20 protein-coding genes are annotated in these 19,869 nt (G+C 46.7%); 5 read left to right on the forward strand and 15 right to left on the reverse strand.

The features are described from left to right. Window positions 1-32: 32 nt before the first annotated feature. On the reverse strand, window positions 33-251 hold the full coding sequence (locus tag B9A32_RS04850; RefSeq protein ID WP_084067263.1) for a MoaD/ThiS family protein: 219 nt from the start codon (window positions 249-251) through the stop codon (window positions 33-35). A gap of 72 nt (window positions 252-323) precedes the next feature. Next, window positions 324-1,202, reverse strand: a complete 879-nt coding sequence (gene ilvY / locus B9A32_RS04855; protein WP_084067264.1) for an HTH-type transcriptional activator IlvY — start codon at window positions 1,200-1,202, stop codon at window positions 324-326. Between the two features lie 108 nt (window positions 1,203-1,310). On the opposite strand from ilvY, the gene B9A32_RS21545 reads away from it, so the two are divergent. Both B9A32_RS21545 and ilvC read left to right on the forward strand, forming a co-directional pair. Continuing rightward, on the forward strand, window positions 1,311-1,583 hold the full coding sequence (locus B9A32_RS21545; RefSeq protein ID WP_212637750.1) for a hypothetical protein: 273 nt from the start codon (window positions 1,311-1,313) through the stop codon (window positions 1,581-1,583). A gap of 81 nt (window positions 1,584-1,664) precedes the next feature. Then, window positions 1,665-3,137, forward strand: a complete 1,473-nt coding sequence (gene ilvC / locus B9A32_RS04865; RefSeq protein WP_084067266.1) for a ketol-acid reductoisomerase — start codon at window positions 1,665-1,667, stop codon at window positions 3,135-3,137. Between the two features lie 33 nt (window positions 3,138-3,170). On the opposite strand, the gene B9A32_RS04870 is transcribed toward ilvC, so the two are convergent. The 8 genes from B9A32_RS04870 to B9A32_RS04905 all read right to left on the reverse strand — a co-directional run bounded on the left by B9A32_RS04870 (window position 3,171) and on the right by B9A32_RS04905 (window position 12,565). After that, window positions 3,171-4,298: a PEP-CTERM sorting domain-containing protein gene (locus B9A32_RS04870; RefSeq protein WP_084067267.1), complete on the reverse strand. Its 1,128-nt coding sequence runs from the start codon at window positions 4,296-4,298 to the stop codon at window positions 3,171-3,173. A 521-nt stretch (window positions 4,299-4,819) separates the two neighbouring features. Beyond that, a complete protein-coding gene (gene recN, locus B9A32_RS04875) occupies window positions 4,820-6,538 on the reverse strand; it encodes a DNA repair protein RecN (RefSeq protein WP_084067268.1) in 1,719 nt (572 codons plus the stop codon). Beyond that, window positions 6,498-7,460, reverse strand: coding sequence for an iron transporter (locus tag B9A32_RS04880; RefSeq protein WP_084067269.1), 963 nt, complete (start codon window positions 7,458-7,460; stop codon window positions 6,498-6,500). The genes recN and B9A32_RS04880 overlap by 41 nt, the downstream gene beginning before the upstream one ends. Before the next feature lie 3 nt (window positions 7,461-7,463). Beyond that, window positions 7,464-8,171, reverse strand: coding sequence for an ABC transporter ATP-binding protein (locus B9A32_RS04885; RefSeq protein ID WP_084067270.1), 708 nt, complete (start codon window positions 8,169-8,171; stop codon window positions 7,464-7,466). After that, window positions 8,164-8,949, reverse strand: a complete 786-nt coding sequence (locus B9A32_RS04890) for an ABC transporter ATP-binding protein (RefSeq protein WP_084067271.1) — start codon at window positions 8,947-8,949, stop codon at window positions 8,164-8,166. Before B9A32_RS04890 ends, B9A32_RS04885 begins: the two co-directional genes overlap by 8 nt. Before the next feature lie 23 nt (window positions 8,950-8,972). Then, a complete protein-coding gene (locus B9A32_RS04895; RefSeq protein ID WP_084067272.1) occupies window positions 8,973-10,169 on the reverse strand; it encodes an ABC transporter permease subunit in 1,197 nt (398 codons plus the stop codon). A 19-nt stretch (window positions 10,170-10,188) separates the two neighbouring features. Beyond that, window positions 10,189-11,097: a branched-chain amino acid ABC transporter permease gene (locus tag B9A32_RS04900; protein WP_084067273.1), complete on the reverse strand. Its 909-nt coding sequence runs from the start codon at window positions 11,095-11,097 to the stop codon at window positions 10,189-10,191. A 352-nt stretch (window positions 11,098-11,449) separates the two neighbouring features. Beyond that, window positions 11,450-12,565, reverse strand: coding sequence for a branched-chain amino acid ABC transporter substrate-binding protein (locus B9A32_RS04905; protein WP_084067274.1), 1,116 nt, complete (start codon window positions 12,563-12,565; stop codon window positions 11,450-11,452). Between the two features lie 271 nt (window positions 12,566-12,836). Here B9A32_RS04905 and B9A32_RS04910 point away from each other — a divergent pair, with 271 nt between their 5' ends. Further along, on the forward strand, window positions 12,837-13,670 hold the full coding sequence (locus B9A32_RS04910; protein WP_084067275.1) for an NAD(+)/NADH kinase: 834 nt from the start codon (window positions 12,837-12,839) through the stop codon (window positions 13,668-13,670). A gap of 16 nt (window positions 13,671-13,686) precedes the next feature. Here B9A32_RS04910 and B9A32_RS04915 read toward each other — a convergent pair whose 3' ends face one another. Next, window positions 13,687-14,865: a PAS domain S-box protein gene (locus B9A32_RS04915; RefSeq protein ID WP_212637752.1), complete on the reverse strand. Its 1,179-nt coding sequence runs from the start codon at window positions 14,863-14,865 to the stop codon at window positions 13,687-13,689. A gap of 282 nt (window positions 14,866-15,147) precedes the next feature. Between B9A32_RS04915 and B9A32_RS04920 the strand changes: the two genes are divergently transcribed. Beyond that, window positions 15,148-16,695 carry a sigma-54-dependent Fis family transcriptional regulator gene (locus B9A32_RS04920; RefSeq protein ID WP_408607024.1) on the forward strand — a complete coding sequence of 516 codons (1,548 nt, stop codon included), beginning with the start codon at window positions 15,148-15,150 and terminating at the stop codon, window positions 16,693-16,695. After that, window positions 16,692-17,378 (forward strand): DUF554 domain-containing protein, encoded by a 687-nt coding sequence (locus B9A32_RS04925; RefSeq protein WP_084067277.1) that lies wholly within the window; start codon window positions 16,692-16,694, stop codon window positions 17,376-17,378. Before B9A32_RS04920 ends, B9A32_RS04925 begins: the two co-directional genes overlap by 4 nt. A gap of 43 nt (window positions 17,379-17,421) precedes the next feature. Here B9A32_RS04925 and B9A32_RS04930 read toward each other — a convergent pair whose 3' ends face one another. The 4 genes from B9A32_RS04930 to B9A32_RS04945 form a co-directional block, all read right to left on the reverse strand. Further along, a complete protein-coding gene (locus tag B9A32_RS04930) occupies window positions 17,422-18,018 on the reverse strand; it encodes a helix-turn-helix domain-containing protein (RefSeq protein ID WP_084067278.1) in 597 nt (198 codons plus the stop codon). Between the two features lie 185 nt (window positions 18,019-18,203). Further along, window positions 18,204-18,659: a hypothetical protein gene (locus B9A32_RS04935; protein WP_084067279.1), complete on the reverse strand. Its 456-nt coding sequence runs from the start codon at window positions 18,657-18,659 to the stop codon at window positions 18,204-18,206. Window positions 18,660-18,701: 42 nt separating this feature from the next. Next, window positions 18,702-19,190, reverse strand: coding sequence for an anti-sigma factor family protein (locus B9A32_RS04940; protein ID WP_084067280.1), 489 nt, complete (start codon window positions 19,188-19,190; stop codon window positions 18,702-18,704). Next, window positions 19,187-19,726: an RNA polymerase sigma factor gene (locus B9A32_RS04945; protein WP_232367046.1), complete on the reverse strand. Its 540-nt coding sequence runs from the start codon at window positions 19,724-19,726 to the stop codon at window positions 19,187-19,189. The genes B9A32_RS04940 and B9A32_RS04945 overlap by 4 nt, the downstream gene beginning before the upstream one ends. Between the last annotated feature and the right edge of the window lie 143 nt (window positions 19,727-19,869).

Consider the following 19,869-nt stretch of genomic DNA (forward strand, 5'->3'; position numbering starts at 1 on the left):
GCATTTTTCATGTTTATGATTGCGAAGTTTTTTTATCCCCCTGAAATGGCAGGGAAGATATTAATTTCATCACCGTTTTCAACTAAATGTTCCCGTGTAATCACCTTTCCATTTTTGATGGCAATAAAACCGCCCAGTTTTATTCCGGCTTTTTGGGCGGCAACGGGCAGCAGCTTGCCAAGTTTTTGGGGTTCACTGATTTCCAGGGTCACCTTGTCTTTATTTGTAAGCTTGAAATTTAGAACCGGCATTGTTGGCCTCTTTGATGAATGGGGTTAATTTTTGTTGTGGCTTGTAATTTGCTGATGAGCCATCGCTGAATTTTAACCTAAGTTTGCCGCAATACCCCACAGTGCCTTGATTTTCGGGTTGGAAATGTTTTTTTTCAAGGCACAGATACCAATGGAAAATGGGGTCAAGGCGGGGGTGTTTTTCAAAATTTTAACCTCATTATAAAGCGGACTTTTTTCCAGCACCAGCTGAGGAACCACAGCCACCCCGCACCCCAGACTGACCATGGCAATGATGGCTTCGTTACCTGCCACCTGGGCATAGATGTTGGCACGGATTTCTTCTCTGTTGAGCCATTGATCCAGTTGTTGCCTGCTCAGTCCCTGATCCGGCATGATCAGGGGGGTTTTTTCCCAATTGACGGTACTTCCGGAGTATATAACGGTGTTTGGGAATTTTGAAGGGGCAATGAACACCAAAGGGGTTTCAGTGACTTTCATGTATGCAAGATCCTGGGGCATCTTTCCCGGCAGGGCCGCAATGGAGATATCCACCTCTTCATTCCATAGTTTGGTCAATGCTTTGGCGGCATCCCCGGTTTCCAGGTTGATCTGCACTGCGGGATGCATCCGTCTGAACTCAAATAAAATGCTGGATAAGATGCCGTACACAGCGGTGACAGAGCCGTAGATGGATAGTTTTCCCACCAGTCCCTGGATGGCGGACAAATCATTTTGAAATTCAACCCAGCGCCGGGAGACATCTTCAGCATATCCAAGGAGTGCTTTTCCGGCACAGGTGAGTGTTACAGATCGGTTATCCCGGGTAAAAAGAGATTGGCCCACTCTGTTTTCCATGCGCTGGATCATCCGGGTCAGGGCCGACGGAGTCATATGACAGGCCCGGCTGGTTTTTCCAAAATGAAGGGAATGTGCCAGATGCCTGAATGTTTGAAGTTCTCGAATATCCATATACATTTTCCGAATTTTTTATATGAAATACTCCGCCAATCAGAGGCGTATTTCAAGCTTCGTTGTGGGCGGAACCGAATCAGAATACGGTCCGCCCGTGGCGGTTATATGAAATACTCCACAAATCAGGGCGTATTTCAGGCTTTGTTGTGGGCAGACCGAGATCAGAATAAGGTCTGCCTGTGGCAGTTTATATACAATGCAGACTCCGGGTCTACCCCAGCAGAGCCCCCCCTGACGGGTAATAGGAAGCGGCCAATTGAGCGGCCCATTGCCCCTCGGGGAGGCGGCAGGATAGCATTTTCACTATTCGTTGTGGCTGCTGGTTACAGCCATGTATGTTATATTGTTTTGAAAATTGCAATACAGTATATCAAATAATTCACTTGACGCAATAATAAAAATGGAGTTTGATGGATTCCATCATATAGAAACACAAACAATCTAATCTGGAGAAACAATATGGGACAAAATTATTTTAATTCCTTACCCCTTAGACTACAGCTGGAAGAACTGGGACAATGCCGATTCATGGATTATTCTGAATTTGATGGAGTGGCGGCCCTTAAAGGGAAGAAAATTGTCATTGTGGGATGTGGTGCCCAGGGACTTCACCAAGGATTGAATTTGAGGGACAGTGGTCTGGATGTCTCCTATGCCCTGAGGTCCGCCGCCATTGAAGAAAAAAGGCAGTCTTATAAAAATGCTGCAGAAAACGGGTTTAGCGTGGGCATTTATGAAGATATGATCCCCACTGCAGATCTGGTGATTAATCTTACCCCGGACAAGCAACACACGCCGGTGGTGTCTGCTGTGATGCCGTTGATGAAACAGGGGGCCTGCCTTGCCTATTGCCATGGGTTTAATATTGTGGAAGAAGGCATGAAGATCCGGGAAGATCTCACCGTGATCATGGTGGCCCCGAAATCTCCGGGTACCGAGGTCAGGGAAGAGTATAAACGCGGTTTTGGTGTGCCCACCCTCATTGCGGTTCACCGGGAAAATGATCCCGACGGATACGGCTGGGACATGGCCAAGGCCTATGCGGCCGGCACCGGTGGACACCGGGCGGGCGTGTTAAAGTCTTCCTTTATTGCCGAGGTGAAATCCGATCTCATGGGAGAGCAGACCATCCTTTGCGGCATGCTCCAGGTGGGATCTTTGCTGTGCTATGACAAAATGATGGAAAAAGGCATGGATGCCGGTTATGCATCAAAATTGATTCAATATGGATGGGAAACCGTCACCGAAGCATTAAAGCATGGCGGTATCACCAATATGATGGACCGGTTGTCCAATCCGGCCAAAATCAAAGCCTTTGAACTGGCAGAAGAACTTAAAGCCATCCTCCAGCCGCTGTTTAATAAGCACATGGATGATATCATGTCCGGCCATTTTTCCAGTACCATGATGGAAGACTGGGCCAATAATGACGTTAATCTTCTGAAATGGCGGGCAGAAACCGCAGAAACCGCCTTTGAAAAATCCCAATGTACCGAGGATGAGATCCCGGAACAAGAATTTTTTGATAATGGAATTCTCATGGTTGCCATGGTCAAGGCCGGGGTGGAGATGGCCTTTGATACCATGGTGGCAGCAGGAATCAAAGCGGAATCTTCCTACTATGAATCCCTCCATGAGGTCCCCCTGATTGCCAACACCATTGCCAGAAGAAAACTCTATGAGATGAATGTGGTTATCTCTGATACCGCAGAGTATGGCTGTTATCTTTTTGCCCATGCCGCCGTGCCCCTGCTTCAGGATTTTATGAAAGGTATTGATGTGGATGTCATTGGGAAGGGGTTGGATCTCAGAGAAAATGGCGTTGACAATATACAGCTGATCAAGGTCAATGGGGCCATTGATTCCACCGGTGTTGAAATCATCGGAAAAGAATTGCGCTCTCATATGGGTGCCATGAAGGCGATTTTGTAAGGCTGTTATCTCCTTTGACCCTTTGTGTTGTAATTATTTTTTGCGTAATTTAAGAAATAGCAGCCCAAGTAGCATTGTGAGCCATGTAGCAGGTTCAGGTATGGGAGGTATATTGTCATCTGTACCTGCTGGCTTAACGTCGATTCCAATTGGAAAAGGTGGTAAATCCGGTAACACATTTGTTGAATAGTCATCATCGGCTGAGGGGAATTTTGACGAATATCCGCTGGAGTCGCCGCCATTGCCATCAAGGGACCAGGTGATCGGTTCCTGTGTGGTTGTGGAATAATTTTTGTCCACAAATTCAGTGTTTTTTTCTGGGTATGTTTTGGGAAGGTGCTTTAGGTAGGTGGGATTGGGGTTGTGCACAGCAAGCGCTCTATTTTTATTAACCATGGCACTGTTTTCAAGTGGATTGGTGTTTTCGGGAGTGGAATAGCAGGGCAGAATCACTTCTGCTGGACCATTCCCGCAAATATAGGGTAGTACCCAGCTGTGTTGGCCATTGTTTACAAAGAGTGCTGGCTCCCTCTTTCCCATATACTTTATAGGACCAAGGGATCCACCATGTTTAAAGGGAAGAAAGTATAGATAAGTGCTCTGGGAGAGTGTGCCAAAAGAGATTTTGAATTTTCCAGATATGGTGGTTTTTTGGGGGAGGTTTTTCTTCGATGGTGACGCAGCTACCCATATTTTGAAGTCGGGAATGAATTTTCTAAAAAGATTTAATACTGTGTCAGGAACAGGGCGGCCCCATTGTTTTCCGAAATCTTCCAGAAGATTTGGATTTTTGTTCAACATTTCCAGGTTGGCATCCAATGGGTAGGTCCCCAATTTGTTTATTTGGACAAAGGTTCTTTGGATATCTTTAAGGCATCTTATTTTTGAAAAGTTTATTTTTTTATCAGTGCGGGAAAGCATGGCCACTGGTTGAACCTTATTGTCCATGGTAATGGTTCCAATGGGCATGGTTCGGGCAGCATGGTTTTCTCGGTTTTGGGTGGAGCTGACTGCATCTTTATAAAGAACATAACCAGGGCCATTGGTATATAATTCTTTGCTCTCACCAGTTTCCATCATGTAAAGTAGAAACACAATAAAAAAAAGGGTGGTGATGCTTAAAGTGATAAGTATATAAGGCTTTGATAATATTTTGTACATGGCCATACACCTTACTTGTCATTAAAAATTTGAATTGCAAAATGTATGCAATAGAATTACAAATTAATCATATCGTGAATTTAATTGTTTTGCAAATTTAATTAATTGCACTTCATTCATCGTCAGCAAAATCAAACTAAAGAAACCATAATCTACAAATATTTGTCTGGATTTTTTCTATATTAACTCAACTTTCGGTGTTCGCATTTCGTGGTGGGGTCAGGCTTTCGTTATTGACATTATCGAGGCTTTTTTCGTTGGCAAAGGCCTTGGTCGATAACATCAATAACAAAAGCCTGACCCCGTCGGCACACTGAGCCCATCGGTACATTTAAAAATGCTGGCTTTGAAATGAAGCCCGAAAGTTGAGTTAATTGTAAAAAACGAAACAATATTAGGTGTGTCTATGCTTCTTTATAATCCAATTGTAAAGTCATGGAATGAACTGTCGTTGTTTCTATGTCTCTAAGGGTGAAGCATCCAGGCAAAAAAATCTGATTCTCTTACAAATAACATAAAACTCAGAGATTAGAATCTAATAATTCGGCAGCATGATCCAGGGTAGCCTGGGATATTGTGCTTCCCCCCATCATCCGGGCAATTTCGTGGATCCGGTCCTTTTTTTGGGTCAGGGGAGTGATATGGGTGGCCGTGCGTTCATTGATCACCTGTTTTTCAATTTTATAATGGGTTTTACCGTATTTTGCAATCTGGGCAAGATGGGTGATGCAGATCACCTGATATTTTTCCGCCAGGGCTTTTAGCTTTATCCCCACCTTGTCCGATGTTTTTCCACCAATTCCGGAATCCACTTCATCAAATACCAGGGTGCCAAGGTCGTCGGTGTGGGAAAGGATGGCCTTAAGGGCCAGAACCACCCGGGAAAGCTCTCCGCCGGATGCAATGCGCGCCAGGGGCCGGGGCTTTTCTCCGGGATTGGGTGCCATGAGAAAAGAGACCTTGTCCATGCCGGTGTCCGTGATTTTCATGCCGTTAATGGAAAAAAGGTCTTTGGGCTGTTTTTCCGGCCTTGATAAAGGGGAGTGATTCACGACAATGGTGAATCGAATTTGATTCATTTCAAGGGTTTTTAGTTCATTTTCTGCCAGTTTTGCCAGCTTTATTGCCGCTTTTTTTCGTTTTTTTGACAGATCCAGGGCCATTTTACCCAACGATTGGGACAGCGCCCGGCATTGTTCTCCCATGGCCTCTATTTTTTCAGCCATATGTTCCGATCCGGAAATTTTTTCCTTTAATTCTCCGTAAAATGTCAAAAGATCTTCCAGGCTGGTCTGGCCGTATTTTCGCTTTAGTTTTTGTATGAGATCAAGCCTTGCTTCAGTCTCTTCCAAAGTGGCGGGATCAAGGTCGATACCGGTGGATATGTGCCGCATTTCATCGGTGATATCTTCCAGTTCAAGCATTGTTCTGGATAGTTTTTCTGCCACTTGGGCAATATTTGTATCCAGGGGGGTATATTTTTCAAGGCCGGTTTTAATGGTATCAAGTTTTTCCAGAATGGTATCTTCACCGGTGTAAATATGATTTATCCCGGTTTTAAGGCAGGTGAAAATTTCTGAACCGCTTTTCAGACGTTTTTTTTGTGTTTCCAAAAGGATATCTTCTTTGGGAGAAATATTGGCTTGATCAATTTCATCAATTTGAAATTTAAGAAGTTGATTATCCTCTGTGCGTTTTGTAATGGTTGCTTTGAGATGTTCAAGTTCCCGGATCAGGGGCATAAGCTCGTTCCAGGTGGCTTTTACTTTATTTCGCAGGGGCCATATGCCTGCAAAATGATCCAGGATGTCCAGGTGGTTGTCTTCTTTTAAAAGTCCCTGGTGGGCATGCTGGCTGGAGATGGATGCCAGATTGCCAGTGACCTGTTTTAAAAGCTGTATGGTGCTCTGGGTGGAGTTGATGAAGATTCGGTGTCTTCCATTGGCATTGATGATTCTGCGGATGATCAGGCCCTCTGACGGGTCCAGTCCCTGGGATTTTAAAACAGTGGCGGCGGGACTGTCCAGGGAGATATCAAAAAAAGCTTCCAGATGGGCACTTTTTTCGCCGGTGCGAACAAGATCTGCCGATGCCCGTCCCCCCAGAAGCAGGTTCACCGCTTCAATGATAATGGATTTGCCAGCACCGGTTTCACCGGTGAGCACTGAAAGTCCCCGGGAAAAGGATATTTTCAGGTCATCAATGATTGCAAAATTTTTTATGGCCAGTTCGCTGAGCATGAAATTTCCTGATAAAGTTCACAATATGAAGCAGATAGATGGCCATGATGGCTGCCACAAGCCGGGGGACCCAGAGCCAGAAAGGAAAAATTCCCAATGGAAGAAACAAAGCCGGATCTTCAATCATGGCATGGTTGATGCCGATGGAAAGGTGAAGTCGGTTCAGATCATCCCGGTCAAAGGTGTTTTCCCTGGTTTCTTCCACAATCACCGCCGCACCATAGGTCAGGCCGAATATGGCTGCGGTGAGCCACAGAACCCCGGTGGATCGACCCAAGCCCATGAGGGAAAGGATTGGGGAAATGGCCTTGACAAGGTGCTGAATCAGATGAAAGGTTTTCATCAGTTCCATCACCACCATCAAAGGCATGATAATTAAGAAAATTTGAAGGCCAAGGCCTGCCATGTCCCATGTCCAGCCAGACAGCATGCTACCCAGGGAGACCGCAGCGGTGTTTTGAGCCGCTGTGGCACCCGGCATTCCGGGTGGGGCAACATCCATGAAAAAGGCGGCAATAACGGTGACCAAAATGGACATGATCAGCCTAAAACAGGCTGCCGCAACCGGGTTAAATCCCGATTGTCCCTGGACAATACTTTCCTGGATGATGTTGTGGGAGATGAGTAGAAAAATGGCAATCAAGGTCATCTGGTCCAATGTCAGGGGCAGGGCAGCCATGGCACCGATGGCACCGTAAATACCGGTGAACAGGCCAATGATAAGGGGCAGGGCCGCCGATGCCGGTAAATGGAGCAGCCCCATGGCCGGCTGGATAAGAAAGTCCAGGGAGTAGAGCCATCCGGAATACACCAGCAGGGCCGTTCCCAAAGAGATGGGAACCAAAATTTTCAGCAGCCACAGATAACCGCTCATGCCCCTTTTAAGACCGTTTTTTATGCTGTCCATTATTTTTTGACGCATGTATCAGATCCCCAGATATGCCTTTTTAACATCTTCATTGGATAAAAGATTTTCTCCGGTGTCGCTCATGGTGATGGATCCTGTTTCCATGACATACCCCCGGTGGGCAATTTTCAAGGCAAGGTTGGCATTTTGTTCCACCAGAAAAATGGTGGTATTGTTTTCTTTGTTGATTTTTTTGATAATATCAAAAATCTGCTTCACTATGATGGGGGCAAGTCCCAGGGAGGGTTCATCCAACAGCAGTAATTTGGGCCGTGTCATGATGGCCCGGGATATGGCCAGCATCTGTTGTTCTCCACCACTTAAGGTTCCGCCTGCCTGGTGCCGTCGTTCGGCAAGGCGGGGGAAAAGATCAAAGATATACTCCAGGTCTTTTTTGATATTTTCAGTGTCTTTTCGAAGAAAGGTCCCCATGTCAAGGTTTTCCATCACCGTGAGGTATGGGAAAATATGGCGGCCTTCGGGTACCTGGTTGATGCCAAGGGCAACAATTTTATCCGGGGTCATTCCATGGATGGGCTGTCCCTGGAAGTGGACTTCCCCCCGGCGGGCTTTGGTCACACCGCAGATGGTCATGAGGGTGGTGGATTTTCCGGCACCGTTGGCTCCGATGAGGGTGATGATCTCCCCCTCTTTAACATCCATATTGATATTTTTAAGGGCCTGGATATTACCATAAAAGGTTTCAATATTTCTCAGTTTAAGCATCGATTTCCTCCCCCAGATAAGCTTTGATCACCACGGGGTTGTTCCGGATTTCTTCGGGAACGCCTTCTCCGATTTTTTTGCCGTAATCCACCACATAGATACGCTCGGACAGACTCATGACAAGTTTCATGTCATGCTCAATGAGCAGGATGGAGATCCCTTCGTTATCCCGGATTTTTAGAATTAACTCATCCAGTTCCGCAGTTTCCTGGGGATTCATGCCGGCAGCAGGTTCATCCAATAACAGGAGAAAGGGGTCTGTGGCCATGGCCCGGGCAATTTCAAGCAGGCGTTGGGCCCCGTAGGGCAGGTTGACGGCCAATTCATCCACATATTTTTCCAGGCCGATTTTTTTAAGAATTTCATAGCTTTTTTCCACAATGAATTTCTCTTCAGCCAAGGTGGATTTGCCCCGGAAAATGGCTCCCATTACCCCGGTGTGGGTCACGGCATGGCACCCCACCATGACATTTTCCAGCACGGTCATGGAGGTAAAAAGCCGGATATTCTGAAAGGTTCTGGCCAGGCCTTTCCGGGTAACAATATTGGTTTTTAGTCCGTTGATGCGCTCTTGTTTTCCCTGGGGATTGATGAGGACATCTCCGGATGTGGGGGTGTATATGCCGGTGATACAGTTGAAAAATGTGGTCTTTCCGGCACCGTTGGGGCCGATGAGGGCAACAATTTCCCCTTTATTGATGTAAAGATCCAGGCTATCAATGGCCCGAAGCCCGCCAAAATCCATGGTCATATTTTTTACTTCAAGAATTGGTTTCATAAAGAGTCTGTTGGGGGATAAGGTTAGTTTTTCTCAAACTTATAGGTTTTTCTCACGTTTTCAATCATACCGCCGGGACGAAATACCATCATGAGTACCAGCACAGCACCAAAGGTTATCATGCGAAATTGTCCGAAATCCCTGAGGTACTCGGGCAAAAGAATAAGAAGCAGGGCACCGGATATAACACCGGCAATGGAGCCCATTCCCCCCAGCACCACAGTGCAAAGGATGATCACCGATTCCCAGATGGTAAAGCTGGCCGGGTTGATGAAAGTGGTCTTGGCGGCAAATACCACCCCGCCCATGCCCGCCCATGTAGCCCCCAGGGCAAAGGCCCTAAGTTTGGTTTTTGCCTTGTTGATGCCCATGGACTGGCAGGCAATTTCATCGTCTTTCAAGGCGATCCATGCCCTGCCTATTCTGGAGTTTTCCAGGCGATTGATGACAAAAATGGTGAAAATAACCAAAGCCACGATGATGTAAAAAATAAAAATGGTGGAGCCTTGCAGGGAAAGATCCGTGCCGGGAAGTCCCGGTTTGGGAATATTGGCAATGCCGCTGGGTCCAAAGGAAAATTCGTTCCAGTTTTCCAGTACCAGGCGGATGATTTCACCAAAACCCAATGTCACAATGGCCAGATAATCCCCCCGGAGTCGCAGCACAGGGTAGCCCAGAATGATACCAAAAAGGGCTGCCAGAAGCCCCCCCAGGGGCAGGGCAATCCAGAACACCACACCGTAATGGAGGTTCAAAAGGGCATAGGAGTAAGCACCCACGGCAAAAAATGCCACATATCCAAGATCCAGAAGTCCGGCAAGGCCGATGACGATGTTCAACCCCAGTCCCAGCATGACATAGATCAGGGCCGATATCATGATATTGGTCTGGTACATGGAAAATATATGGGGAAAAAGCAGGGTAAAACATCCAATGATAATGATGCCCGGCAGGGTGAGTTCTTTTTTCTGCAGCAGTCTCTGTATGATGCCCGGGCCTTCTTTTTTTTCTTTCTTACTGCCGTCGGCCTGGCGTTTTAGAAGGTACCGCCAGAGCATGGAGAGGAAAAATGCCCCAATGCCCACCAGGACCATGTTATGCCATCGCCACTCCACAGTGTCGGTGACCGTATTTACCTTGATCACCATGAGGGGAAAGGTGAGAAACATGAACCATATGGAGGCCAGAAACGATTTTTTGATTTCATCTTTTGCTGTCATAGTTACAATCCGTATATTGTTATACCTTCTTGGTTTCTGCCCTGCCCAGGATTCCCGAGGGCCTGAAAATCAGAATCACCACAAGAAACAAAAAGGCAAATACGTCTTCATAGTCGCTGGAGATATACCCTGTGAAAAAACTTTCCGTCCACCCTAACACCAGAGCGCCCAACACGGCACCCGGAATACTCCCGATGCCACCCAGTACGGCGGCAACAAATGCTTTGATACCGGCAATGAATCCCATGTAAAAGTTAATCTGCCCAATGTGGGATGCAATGAGAATGCCGCCGATGGCAGCAGTGGCTGAGCCCACGATAAAGGTGACGGAGATAACCCGGTCCACATTGATGCCAAGGAGCGCCGCCATCATTTTGTCCTGGGAGGTGGCCCGCATGGCTTTGCCGATCTGGGTGAATTTGATCAGAAAGGTGAGCAGGATCATCACAACCACTGTGGTGATGATAATAACCAGTTCCGGGGAGGTGAGGATATGTGCATAGGGCTCCCAGAATTCAAAATCAGGGATCAGGCTGGGAAAGGGAAGAAAGTCCGATGTCTGGGCCAGGAGGACATAGTTCTGTAAAAACAGAGACATGCCAATGGCGGAGATCAGAGCCGAGAGCCGGGGGGCGTTTCTCAATGGCTTGTAGGCAATTTTTTCCATGGTGAACCCGTAGGCACAGGAGTACACAATGGCTGCCATGCCGGCCAGGACCACCACGGCCAGGGTGGGAAAGCCCAGCATGGTGAAAACACTTGCGATGATAAGGCCGGTGAAGGCCCCGATCATGTAAATTTCACCGTGGGCAAAGTTAATCAGCTCAATGATGCCGTACACCATGGTATACCCAAGGGCAATGAGGGCATAGATACTTCCCCGGGTGAGGCCGCCTAAAAAGAGTTGTGCAAAATATTCAAAGTCCATATCAATCCTGCTTTTCTGCCTGACTTGTCCCGGAATAGATGGGCTCTCTGGACAAGAGAAGAGGGGACGGACAAAAAAATAATCCGTCCCCCCTGGATGATTCAATAAATAACCGCCACGGGTGGGCTGCATTCTGACCTCGGCCGGCCCACAACAACGATAGAGATTCTCCACAGACCTGCGGAGTATTTCATATAACTGCCACGGGCAGACCGTATTCTGATTCGGCTTTGCCCACAACAAAGCTTGAAATACCCCCCTGATTTGTGGCGTATTTCATATAAAAACACCTGTAAAGTTGAAATCCAGGTGTGTATGGATGGGGAAATTTTGGGACACCCCTGTGGGTTTTTTATTTTTGTTCCACAAATGTGCCGTCTTTCACCTGGTATACGGAAAAACCAATACCAGTGGCATCACCGTTGGCATCAAATTTAATTTTACCAAGTGGGGTGTCCACATACTCTGTGTGAAGGGCTTTTACGATGGCATCATAATCTGTGGAACCTGCTTTTTCAATGGCGTTGAGAAGTGCCAGAGTTGCGGCATAGGCATTGTCAAAAAAAGCACCGGGATCAGAGCCATAGGTGTCCTGATGTTCTTTTTTTGCAGCAACAGCCAGGGGATTTTTGGAGATATCCATGGGGCCTGTGGCATAAACGCCTTCGCAGTATTTGCCGGCCACTTTAATGAAAGTGTCATCTTTTACACCGTCGCCGCCCATGAAAAGGGTTTTCATCCTTTTTTTGCGCATGAGGGTGACAATCTTGGATGCTTCGGGGTGATAACCGCCCCAGACCACCAGGTCGGGTCTTTTGCTTCTGACTTTGGTAACGATGGCAGAGTAGTCCACGGCGCCGGGGGTGACACCTTCAAATAAAACCACATCTGCACCGGCTTCTGTGAAATATTTCTGGGCCAGCTCTGCCTGTCCTTTACCATAATCGCCTTTGTCATGGAGTACGGCAATTTTTTTAACTTTAAGGACGTTCATGGCATATTTTGTCTGAAGCTGGGCCTGGGCCGCATCATGGGCAATGGTTCTGAAAAAATTGGGGTATTCGCCGCTCAGGGTGAGTCCAGGGCCTGTGGCAGAGGGGGACATGGCAATAATGCCGGAGTCTTTGTAAATACCAAGGGCTGATTTGGTGGCACCACTGCAAATGTGGCCCATGACAACATCTGCGCCGTCGGATACCAGTTTGGTGGCAGTATTGCCGGCAACTTCAGGTTTACACACATCGTCTTCCACCAGAAGCTCAACCTGTTTGCCAAGGACACCGCCCTGGGCGTTGATTTTTTTTACCACCAGTTCTGCAGCCTTCACCGACGGAAGTCCATAGGATGCCAGATCCCCACTGTGGGCACCGGCAACACCGAGTTTAATGGTATCTCCGGCCAATGCGGCACCGGTGAGGGCAAAAAGGGATACAGCCAATACAGCCAGTACTTTACCGAATTTTTTCATGGGTTCTCCTATATTTACGTGTTGATAATAAGGGCACCTTAAAAAATAAATTAACCTATGATTTATACTGATTCACCAGGGTTGAGTCAAGGAAAAACGCGACAAATCAGGGGATTAGATCCAGCCAATTGTCCGGAAAAGGTTCAATGGGAATAAAAAAAACTTGCATCTATACGCTGGAAGCAAGTAAAAAGACCATTACGCAATGTAACAAGATATTAAAAGCTTAATAAAATTATGAATATAGATGCAGCAAAAGAGAGCTCCCTCCATGGAAATTAAATGTATCGGTCTTTTTGTTAAAAGAGATGAACTGGCAAGGAAAAAGGCCGTGGCCTTGGAAAAATGGCTTCTGCAAAGGGGCATTGATGTTTTTTATGCCGATGGGCCGGAAATCTCATTGTCCCGAAAGGACCCTTTCTGCATTATTGTTCTGGGGGGGGACGGTACTTTTTTAAGTGCGGCCCGCCTGGTGGGGAGCCGGGATATTCCCCTCATGGGAATCAAATTTGGCGAAGTGGGATTTTTGGCTGAAACATTGGAAGCCCATCTTTTTCAGGCCGTGGGCCATGTGCTGGAAGGAAAGTATGTTGTTGAAAAACGCATGCGTCTCCAGGTGAGTGTCATCCGGGAGGGAGAAGAAATTGCCTCTGTGGGGGTTTTAAATGATGTGGTGCTCAATAAAGGTGCCCTTTCCCGCCTTGCCCGCTGTGCCGTGTACATTGACTCAAGCTATCTGACCACCTTTAAGGCCGACGGACTCATCGTGGCAACCCCCACAGGTTCCACAGCGTATTCCCTGGCTGCCGGGGGGCCTGTGATTCATCCCGTTGTACCGGGGATTATTTTAACCCCCATCTGTCCCTTTACCTTGACCAACCGGCCCTTGATTATCCCTGATACGGCCCAGGTGGAAATGCATCTGGAGGATGATCCGTCAGATATTGTTCTTACCTTTGACGGTCAGGAGGGCATGGCCATTGATTCCCGGGATAAAATCGTGGTTAAAAAAGGAACTTATCCCGTAAAGATGCTTTCTTTGTCCCGGGATAATTATTTTAATGTTCTAAAGGCAAGGCTCATGTGGAGTGGGGGGCGGGGGTAGTCAGGGCGTATTGTAATCAATCACTGGATTCCCATATGTCTACAATCTCAAGCCTGCCTGGATATTTCATTGTTTTGTATTTTGTGATGCCTGCCAGCCGCCGGGTGATGTGACTGATCCGTGAAACATTGGTTTGAATGGTGTGCATGTCTTTGACAAGCTGGCTGTCGGGATCCTGGTCCATGGCGATTAATTCAGAATGCCCCATTAATGTCTGCAACGGTTGATTGAGTTCATGACACACGGCTCCTGCCATCTCCAGGACCCCCTGGAGGCGCTCTCTTTCGCTTTTTTCCTGTTGTGCACGGTGTCGTTCCGTAATATCGGAAAATGTGGCAATCAGGCAGGCCACAGGGTTTTTGGCATCGGCACTGCCTAATTTTATATGGCCGGAAAATGTGGAGCCGTCTTTGCGCATGAGCACGCGGTCTATTTCCATTTTATTTGTGCGGGGGAAATGTTCGTATATCTGTTCTCCTGCCTCCAGAAACGCCTCATTGCTGGGGTAGATCATTCTTAGACTCTGGTTTTTAAACTCATTTTTTCCATGGTACCCAAAGAGTTTCACCATTTCCTGATTGACCCATTTAAAGGTCCTGTTTTCCACAAGGGCAATGCCCACCGGTGATGTTTCAAGAATTTTTTCAAGGATCTGACCCTGCTCCTGGAGGGCATCGCTGGCCTCTTTTCGCTCCAGGGCCAAGGCAATGTGCCGTGCCACCAGGTCAAGGATGTCCAGATCTTTTTTGGTGTAGCTGACGTTGGCCATGTAACTTTGTACGGCAACGGCGCCGGTGACCCTGGTGCCGATTTTAAGGGGAGCTCCCAGCCATGTACAGCTTAAAGTACCAATGGTTTTCTTTTTAATGGTTCTGGCATGTTTTAAAATGTCTTTTTTGTCAAAAAGGAGGGGCTTGCCTACCTGAATAACCTTGCCGGTCAAGGATGCGGTATTACTGAATCCTTTTATTTCATGGATGTTTTTGTCATGCTGGTCCACATAATAGGGAAAGGTGATGGTATCTTTATCTGGATGATGTATGGCAATGAAAAAATTGTCTACATTGAGAATTTTTCCAAGGGACGTGTGAATGGCCTGGTAAAGCTCGTTGAGATTCCGTGTTCGGTTCACGGCTTCTGCTATTTCCAGCAAAACATCCATTAGTTTCTGGTGTTTCTTTTCGAGGGCAGACATTGTTCTTGCTTCTTCCATAATTTGTTGTTTTTTGTCCTTTGACCGGCACAGATTTCCGGGCAGGTGGCCGTGTATTGTATTACGATTTTATCATAATTAAGGATATATATAAATCTATTCGGGGGATTTGTAAAAGTATTTATCATCTTCCCGGCACCTTGTCCTGTTGTTCATGGATATACATTTTTGTTGTGGGGGAGAATTTAAATTTCTACATGGACAGTGTCTCTCCTAAAGTGATATAAACCCAAATTTATGATCTATTAAAATCAGGACGGCAACGTGTCAGATATTAAAGAAAAAAATAAATCCTTTGAAGAAATTTCATTGCTCTATGAAATCCATGAGGCATTGAACGAGCACACGGATATGAAAAGATCCCTGTACCGGGTGTTGACTATTTTGGCAGAATCCCTGGATCTCATCCGGGGGGCCATTACGCTCTTGGACCCTGTGACACGGGAAATTCACATTGAAGTTGCCCATGGAATTCCGGAAAGAACCACAAAAAATGTGAAGTACAAGATGGGGGAGGGTATCACCGGTCGGGTGATACAGACGGGGAAGGCCATGGTGGTTCCCAGCATCAGCCGGGAACCTCTGTTTTTGGACAGAACAGACTCCAGAAAGGTCAGCGTTGCCGGAGATTATTCTTTTATCTGTGTGCCGGTGATGCGGGAGAAAAAGGTGGTGGGTGCCCTGAGTGCCGACACCCCCCTGGAGGGGGAAGATGCCCTGCAAAAAGGAGAAAAGATTCTTTCTGTCGTGGCCACCATGATTGCCCGCCATGTGATTAACCTGGAAGCCCTTCACATGGAAAAGGAATTTTTAAAAGAGGAAAACCTTCGCCTCAAGGGTGAACTGGAAAATAAATACAGTTTTTCCAACATCATCGGCAACAGTAACAAGATGAGAGAAGTGTTCCAGATGATTTCCCAGGTATCCCGGAGCAATGCAACGGTTCTGATCCGGGGGGAAAGCGGCACCGGCAAGGAGTTGATTGCCAACTCCATCCATTACAACAGTCTTAGAAACAGCCATCCCTTTGTGAAGATAAATTGTGCGGCCCTGCCGGAAAATCTCATTGAAAGTGAACTGTTCGGCCACGAAAAAGGAGCCTTTACCGGAGCTGCCACCCAGAAAAAAGGAAAATTTGAAATGGCCAATAAGGGTACCATTTTCCTTGATGAGATCGGTACCATGCAGCCGGGGGTTCAGGTCAAATTATTAAGGGTGCTTCAGGAGAGAGAATTTGAGCGGGTGGGGGGATACAAAACCATTAAAAGTGATGTGAGAATCATTGCCGCCACCAACAGCAATCTTGAAGAGATGGTGGAGGAAAAAACCTTTCGGGATGATCTTTATTTCCGGCTCAATGTTTTTCCCATTTATCTGCCCAGCCTTCGCATGCGCCGCACCGATGTGATGCTCCTTGCCGATTTTTTTCTGGAAAAATATGCCCGGGAGCATTTCAAGAAAATCCAACGCTTTTCCACCCCGGCCATTGACATGATGATGCAATATCACTGGCCCGGCAATGTCCGGGAATTGGAAAACTGCATTGAACGGGCCGTACTTTTGTGCAACGAAGGGGCTATCCACAGCTATCATCTTCCACCGAGTCTTCAGACAGGAAAGGCTTCCAGTACCCTTGCCCCCATGACCCTGGAAGCGGCGGTTCATAACCTGGAAAAGGAGATGATTATTGATGCCTTGAAAAACACCCGGGGAAATATCAAAAAAGCAGCGGAACTTTTGGGAACCACCGTGCGTAAATTTTCCTACAAATCGTCCCGATATGGGATTAACTATAAGGACTATCGCGGATGATAGGAAATATTGCAAATGCCGTGGCCATCATTGCAGGTGCCCTTGTGGGGCTTTTATGCCGGGGGGGAATTCCGGAGAAGTATAATAAAACCGTGGTGCATGCCATCAGTCTGGCTGTTCTGGTCATCGGCATCCGGGGGGCCATGAAATCCGATGCCCTGCTGGTGATCATTCTCAGTCTGGCCCTGGGAAGTCTTTTGGGTGAAATGCTTAAAATTGAAGATCGGCTGGTGATGTTGGGAAAGCTTTTGGAAAAACGATTTGCCGGTGATGACGAGGGTTTTTACAAAGGCTTTGTTACGGCAACCCTGCTTTTTTGTGTGGGCTCCATGGGCATCGTGGGAGCCCTGGAAAGCGGGCTTGCCAATGATCATCATACCCTTTTTGCAAAGTCCGCCCTGGATGGTATTTTTTCCATCATCTTGGGGTCTTCCATGGGGCTTGGCGTGTTGTTTTCAGCCTTTCCCGTGTTGCTATACCAGGGTACAATTACCCTGGCAGCCGTGGTGATAAAACCCTATCTCCAGCCTGATGTGGTGGCCCAGATGTCCGCTGTGGGCGGGGTGTTGATCATGGCCATCGGGTTTAACTTTGTGGCTGATTCAAAGATTCGCATCGGCAGCATGATCCCGGCGGTTTTTCTGCCCCTGGTGTGGTATATGCTCCTGGAACTTGTGGGGTGAAAAATTACGGGGGTTCTGCTCAAATTATTTCATCTGCGGTTCCCTAAGTGCCGGGCAAAAGAATGAACAGCGCCGTTGCCGTTGCAGGGCTTGCTTTTTTAAACACATGGGGTGTCTGGGAGTAAAAATGAAGGGAATCTCCGGGCATTAGACGAATGGTCTTATCATGGGTGATAAAGTCGATTTCACCCTTAAGACAAAAACAAAATTCCTCTCCGGAATGGGCCACGGGCAGGGGGGCAATCCCCGGGCTTTCATTGAACTGGGCCAGAAATGTTTCCATTTTTTTGTCCTTTAGCCGATAGGACAGAGCCTGGTAATCATAGTGGGCATCCCCATGATCTGAATGTGATTTTTTCTTCACTGTTATCCTGTCATTTACCCGGGTCAGTTCCATGGTGTCCATGGGCGCTTTTTTGGTGAAAAAGAAATCCATCCCTACATTCAGTGCCTTGGAAATATTGGCCAGGGTGACAAGCCCCGGGGGAATTTGGCCTGTTTCAATCTGGGACATGACCCTGGAGGATATTTGTGCTTTGGCTGCCAGTGAGGACAGCGGCATATTCCTGGATTCCCTGAGTTTATTTATTTTTTCTCCAATACCCAATTGCCCACGGTCACTTTTTTTGGATTGGTTCATAACACCCCTCCTTTTATTAGCTTAAAGCAGATCAAGCCATTGGCGGATAAGACTATACCGGGATGCCCAAAAGCTTATTCGTATTCAAGGCGGTTTTTCCCATGCACGGCAGTTTTATGTATGAAAAGATCAATGTAGAAAACGGATAAAAAAGCAGGCCTGTCTGTTTTTTGACAAAGACAGTCTTACCTTGCCGTGGCTGAAATATTAAACAGAAGATAGCCTTTTTTAAATCCTGGGCCGCCAATGGTTATGCTGCGGTTGTTTTTTAATAAAATTTCAGTGTTAAAAACGGATCTGTTCTGTTTTAAAATATTAATTTTGAATTTTATTCGTCCTTTTTTAAATCCTGTGGGGGAAATTTCCAGGGTCCTGTTTCCGGGAAGGGATATATGGGCCACTTGACGGTGCTTCACATTCAAGGGTTTTCTGTTTAAAAGGCGATAGGATGTGTATTTAAACACCGTTTGAAGCTCATGTGCAAGGTCCCCCAGTGCCGGGTCCATGTGGGCAGGGCCCGATGAGGCATGGATGATCCGCACATCCCCCAGAACACCTTTGGCGGCAAAGGCCTGTGCTGTGCAGGTGAGATAAAGCACAGCAATGATTACGGTTAAAAGGTATGTGTATTTTATTTTCATAATTATCTGCCCCAAATTTAAGTTTCTTTTGCTTTGTTTTATTCAGGATTCTTTGTACCAGATGATTGTGTGACGCCGGTCCGGGGTTTCCAGAATCATCACCGATGCCATCTCTCCGTCTATGGAATTCACAATGGCACTGGGGGTGTGAAATGCAGGTCTTTGATCCTGCAAAAATGCCATACTTAATAAGAGTATTGCAGCAAAAGAAGCCATCTGCAAGTAAATTTTCTTTACTTTTATAAAATCAATAAAACCGTTTAAATAAGAGAAATTCCATTTCTTTTTGGCATTTTCTTTCCTGATTTTAATGAGTAAGTTTTTTTCAATCTCTGTATCATTCATCCGGTTGCTATGGCGTTGGATACCGTTTACCACCTGATTGGTGATGTTTTGGTATTTTTTCACTGTTTGCTGACAGGCTGGGCAGGACGTGAGGTGCTCTTCCAGTGTTCTTGTGATTTGAGAAGGAAGGGCATTATCCACAAATTGGCTGAGCATTTTGGGGGTGTATTTATTGCAGGATTTCATGATGCCTCCCTTTTAAGGGCACCGGCCAGGCTTTTTCGGGCATGGTAAAGCCTGGAACTTACAGTGCCGGGTTTGATGTTTAGCATTTGGGCAATGGCTTCGTAGGACATATCTTCCACTGTTTTTAAAATAAAAACGGTGCGTATTTTTTCTGGAAGCCTGGCCACATGTGCCATGATATTTTTCTCCATTTCCAGGTTCAGATAGTGTGATTCCGGGGAGGCATTTTCTTCTTTTGAAGACAATGTGTCCCCGGAATCCAGGGAGACATGGTGCCACTTGAACCGTCTTTTCCATCGCCGTTTCCAGTTAAGGCACAGGTTGACGGTGATTTTTCTCATCCAGGTCATCAAACCGGCATCCCCTCGAAATTCATTGATATTGCGATACACATTAAAAAAAACATCTTGAACGATTTCAAGGCTTTCTTCGTGGTCCAGGGTGATACCCCAGGCAATGGCCATGAGTCTTGACTGGTATTGTTTCACCAGTATCTGAAAGGCTGCCTCCTGGCCCTGCTGAAGCCTTTTGATCAAATTGTTTTCCTCGCGGCGGTTTATTTTCATCACCTCTGGTATTCTATTTGACGATGGGGTTTACAGAATTGGTGTTTTATATGAAATACTCCGCAAACCGGGGATGTATTTCAAGCTTTGTTGTGGGCAGAGCCGGATCAGAA

The sequence above is a fragment of the Desulfocicer vacuolatum DSM 3385 genome (assembly GCF_900176365.1).
GTDB lineage: Bacteria > Desulfobacterota > Desulfobacteria > Desulfobacterales > Desulfobacteraceae > Desulfocicer > Desulfocicer vacuolatum.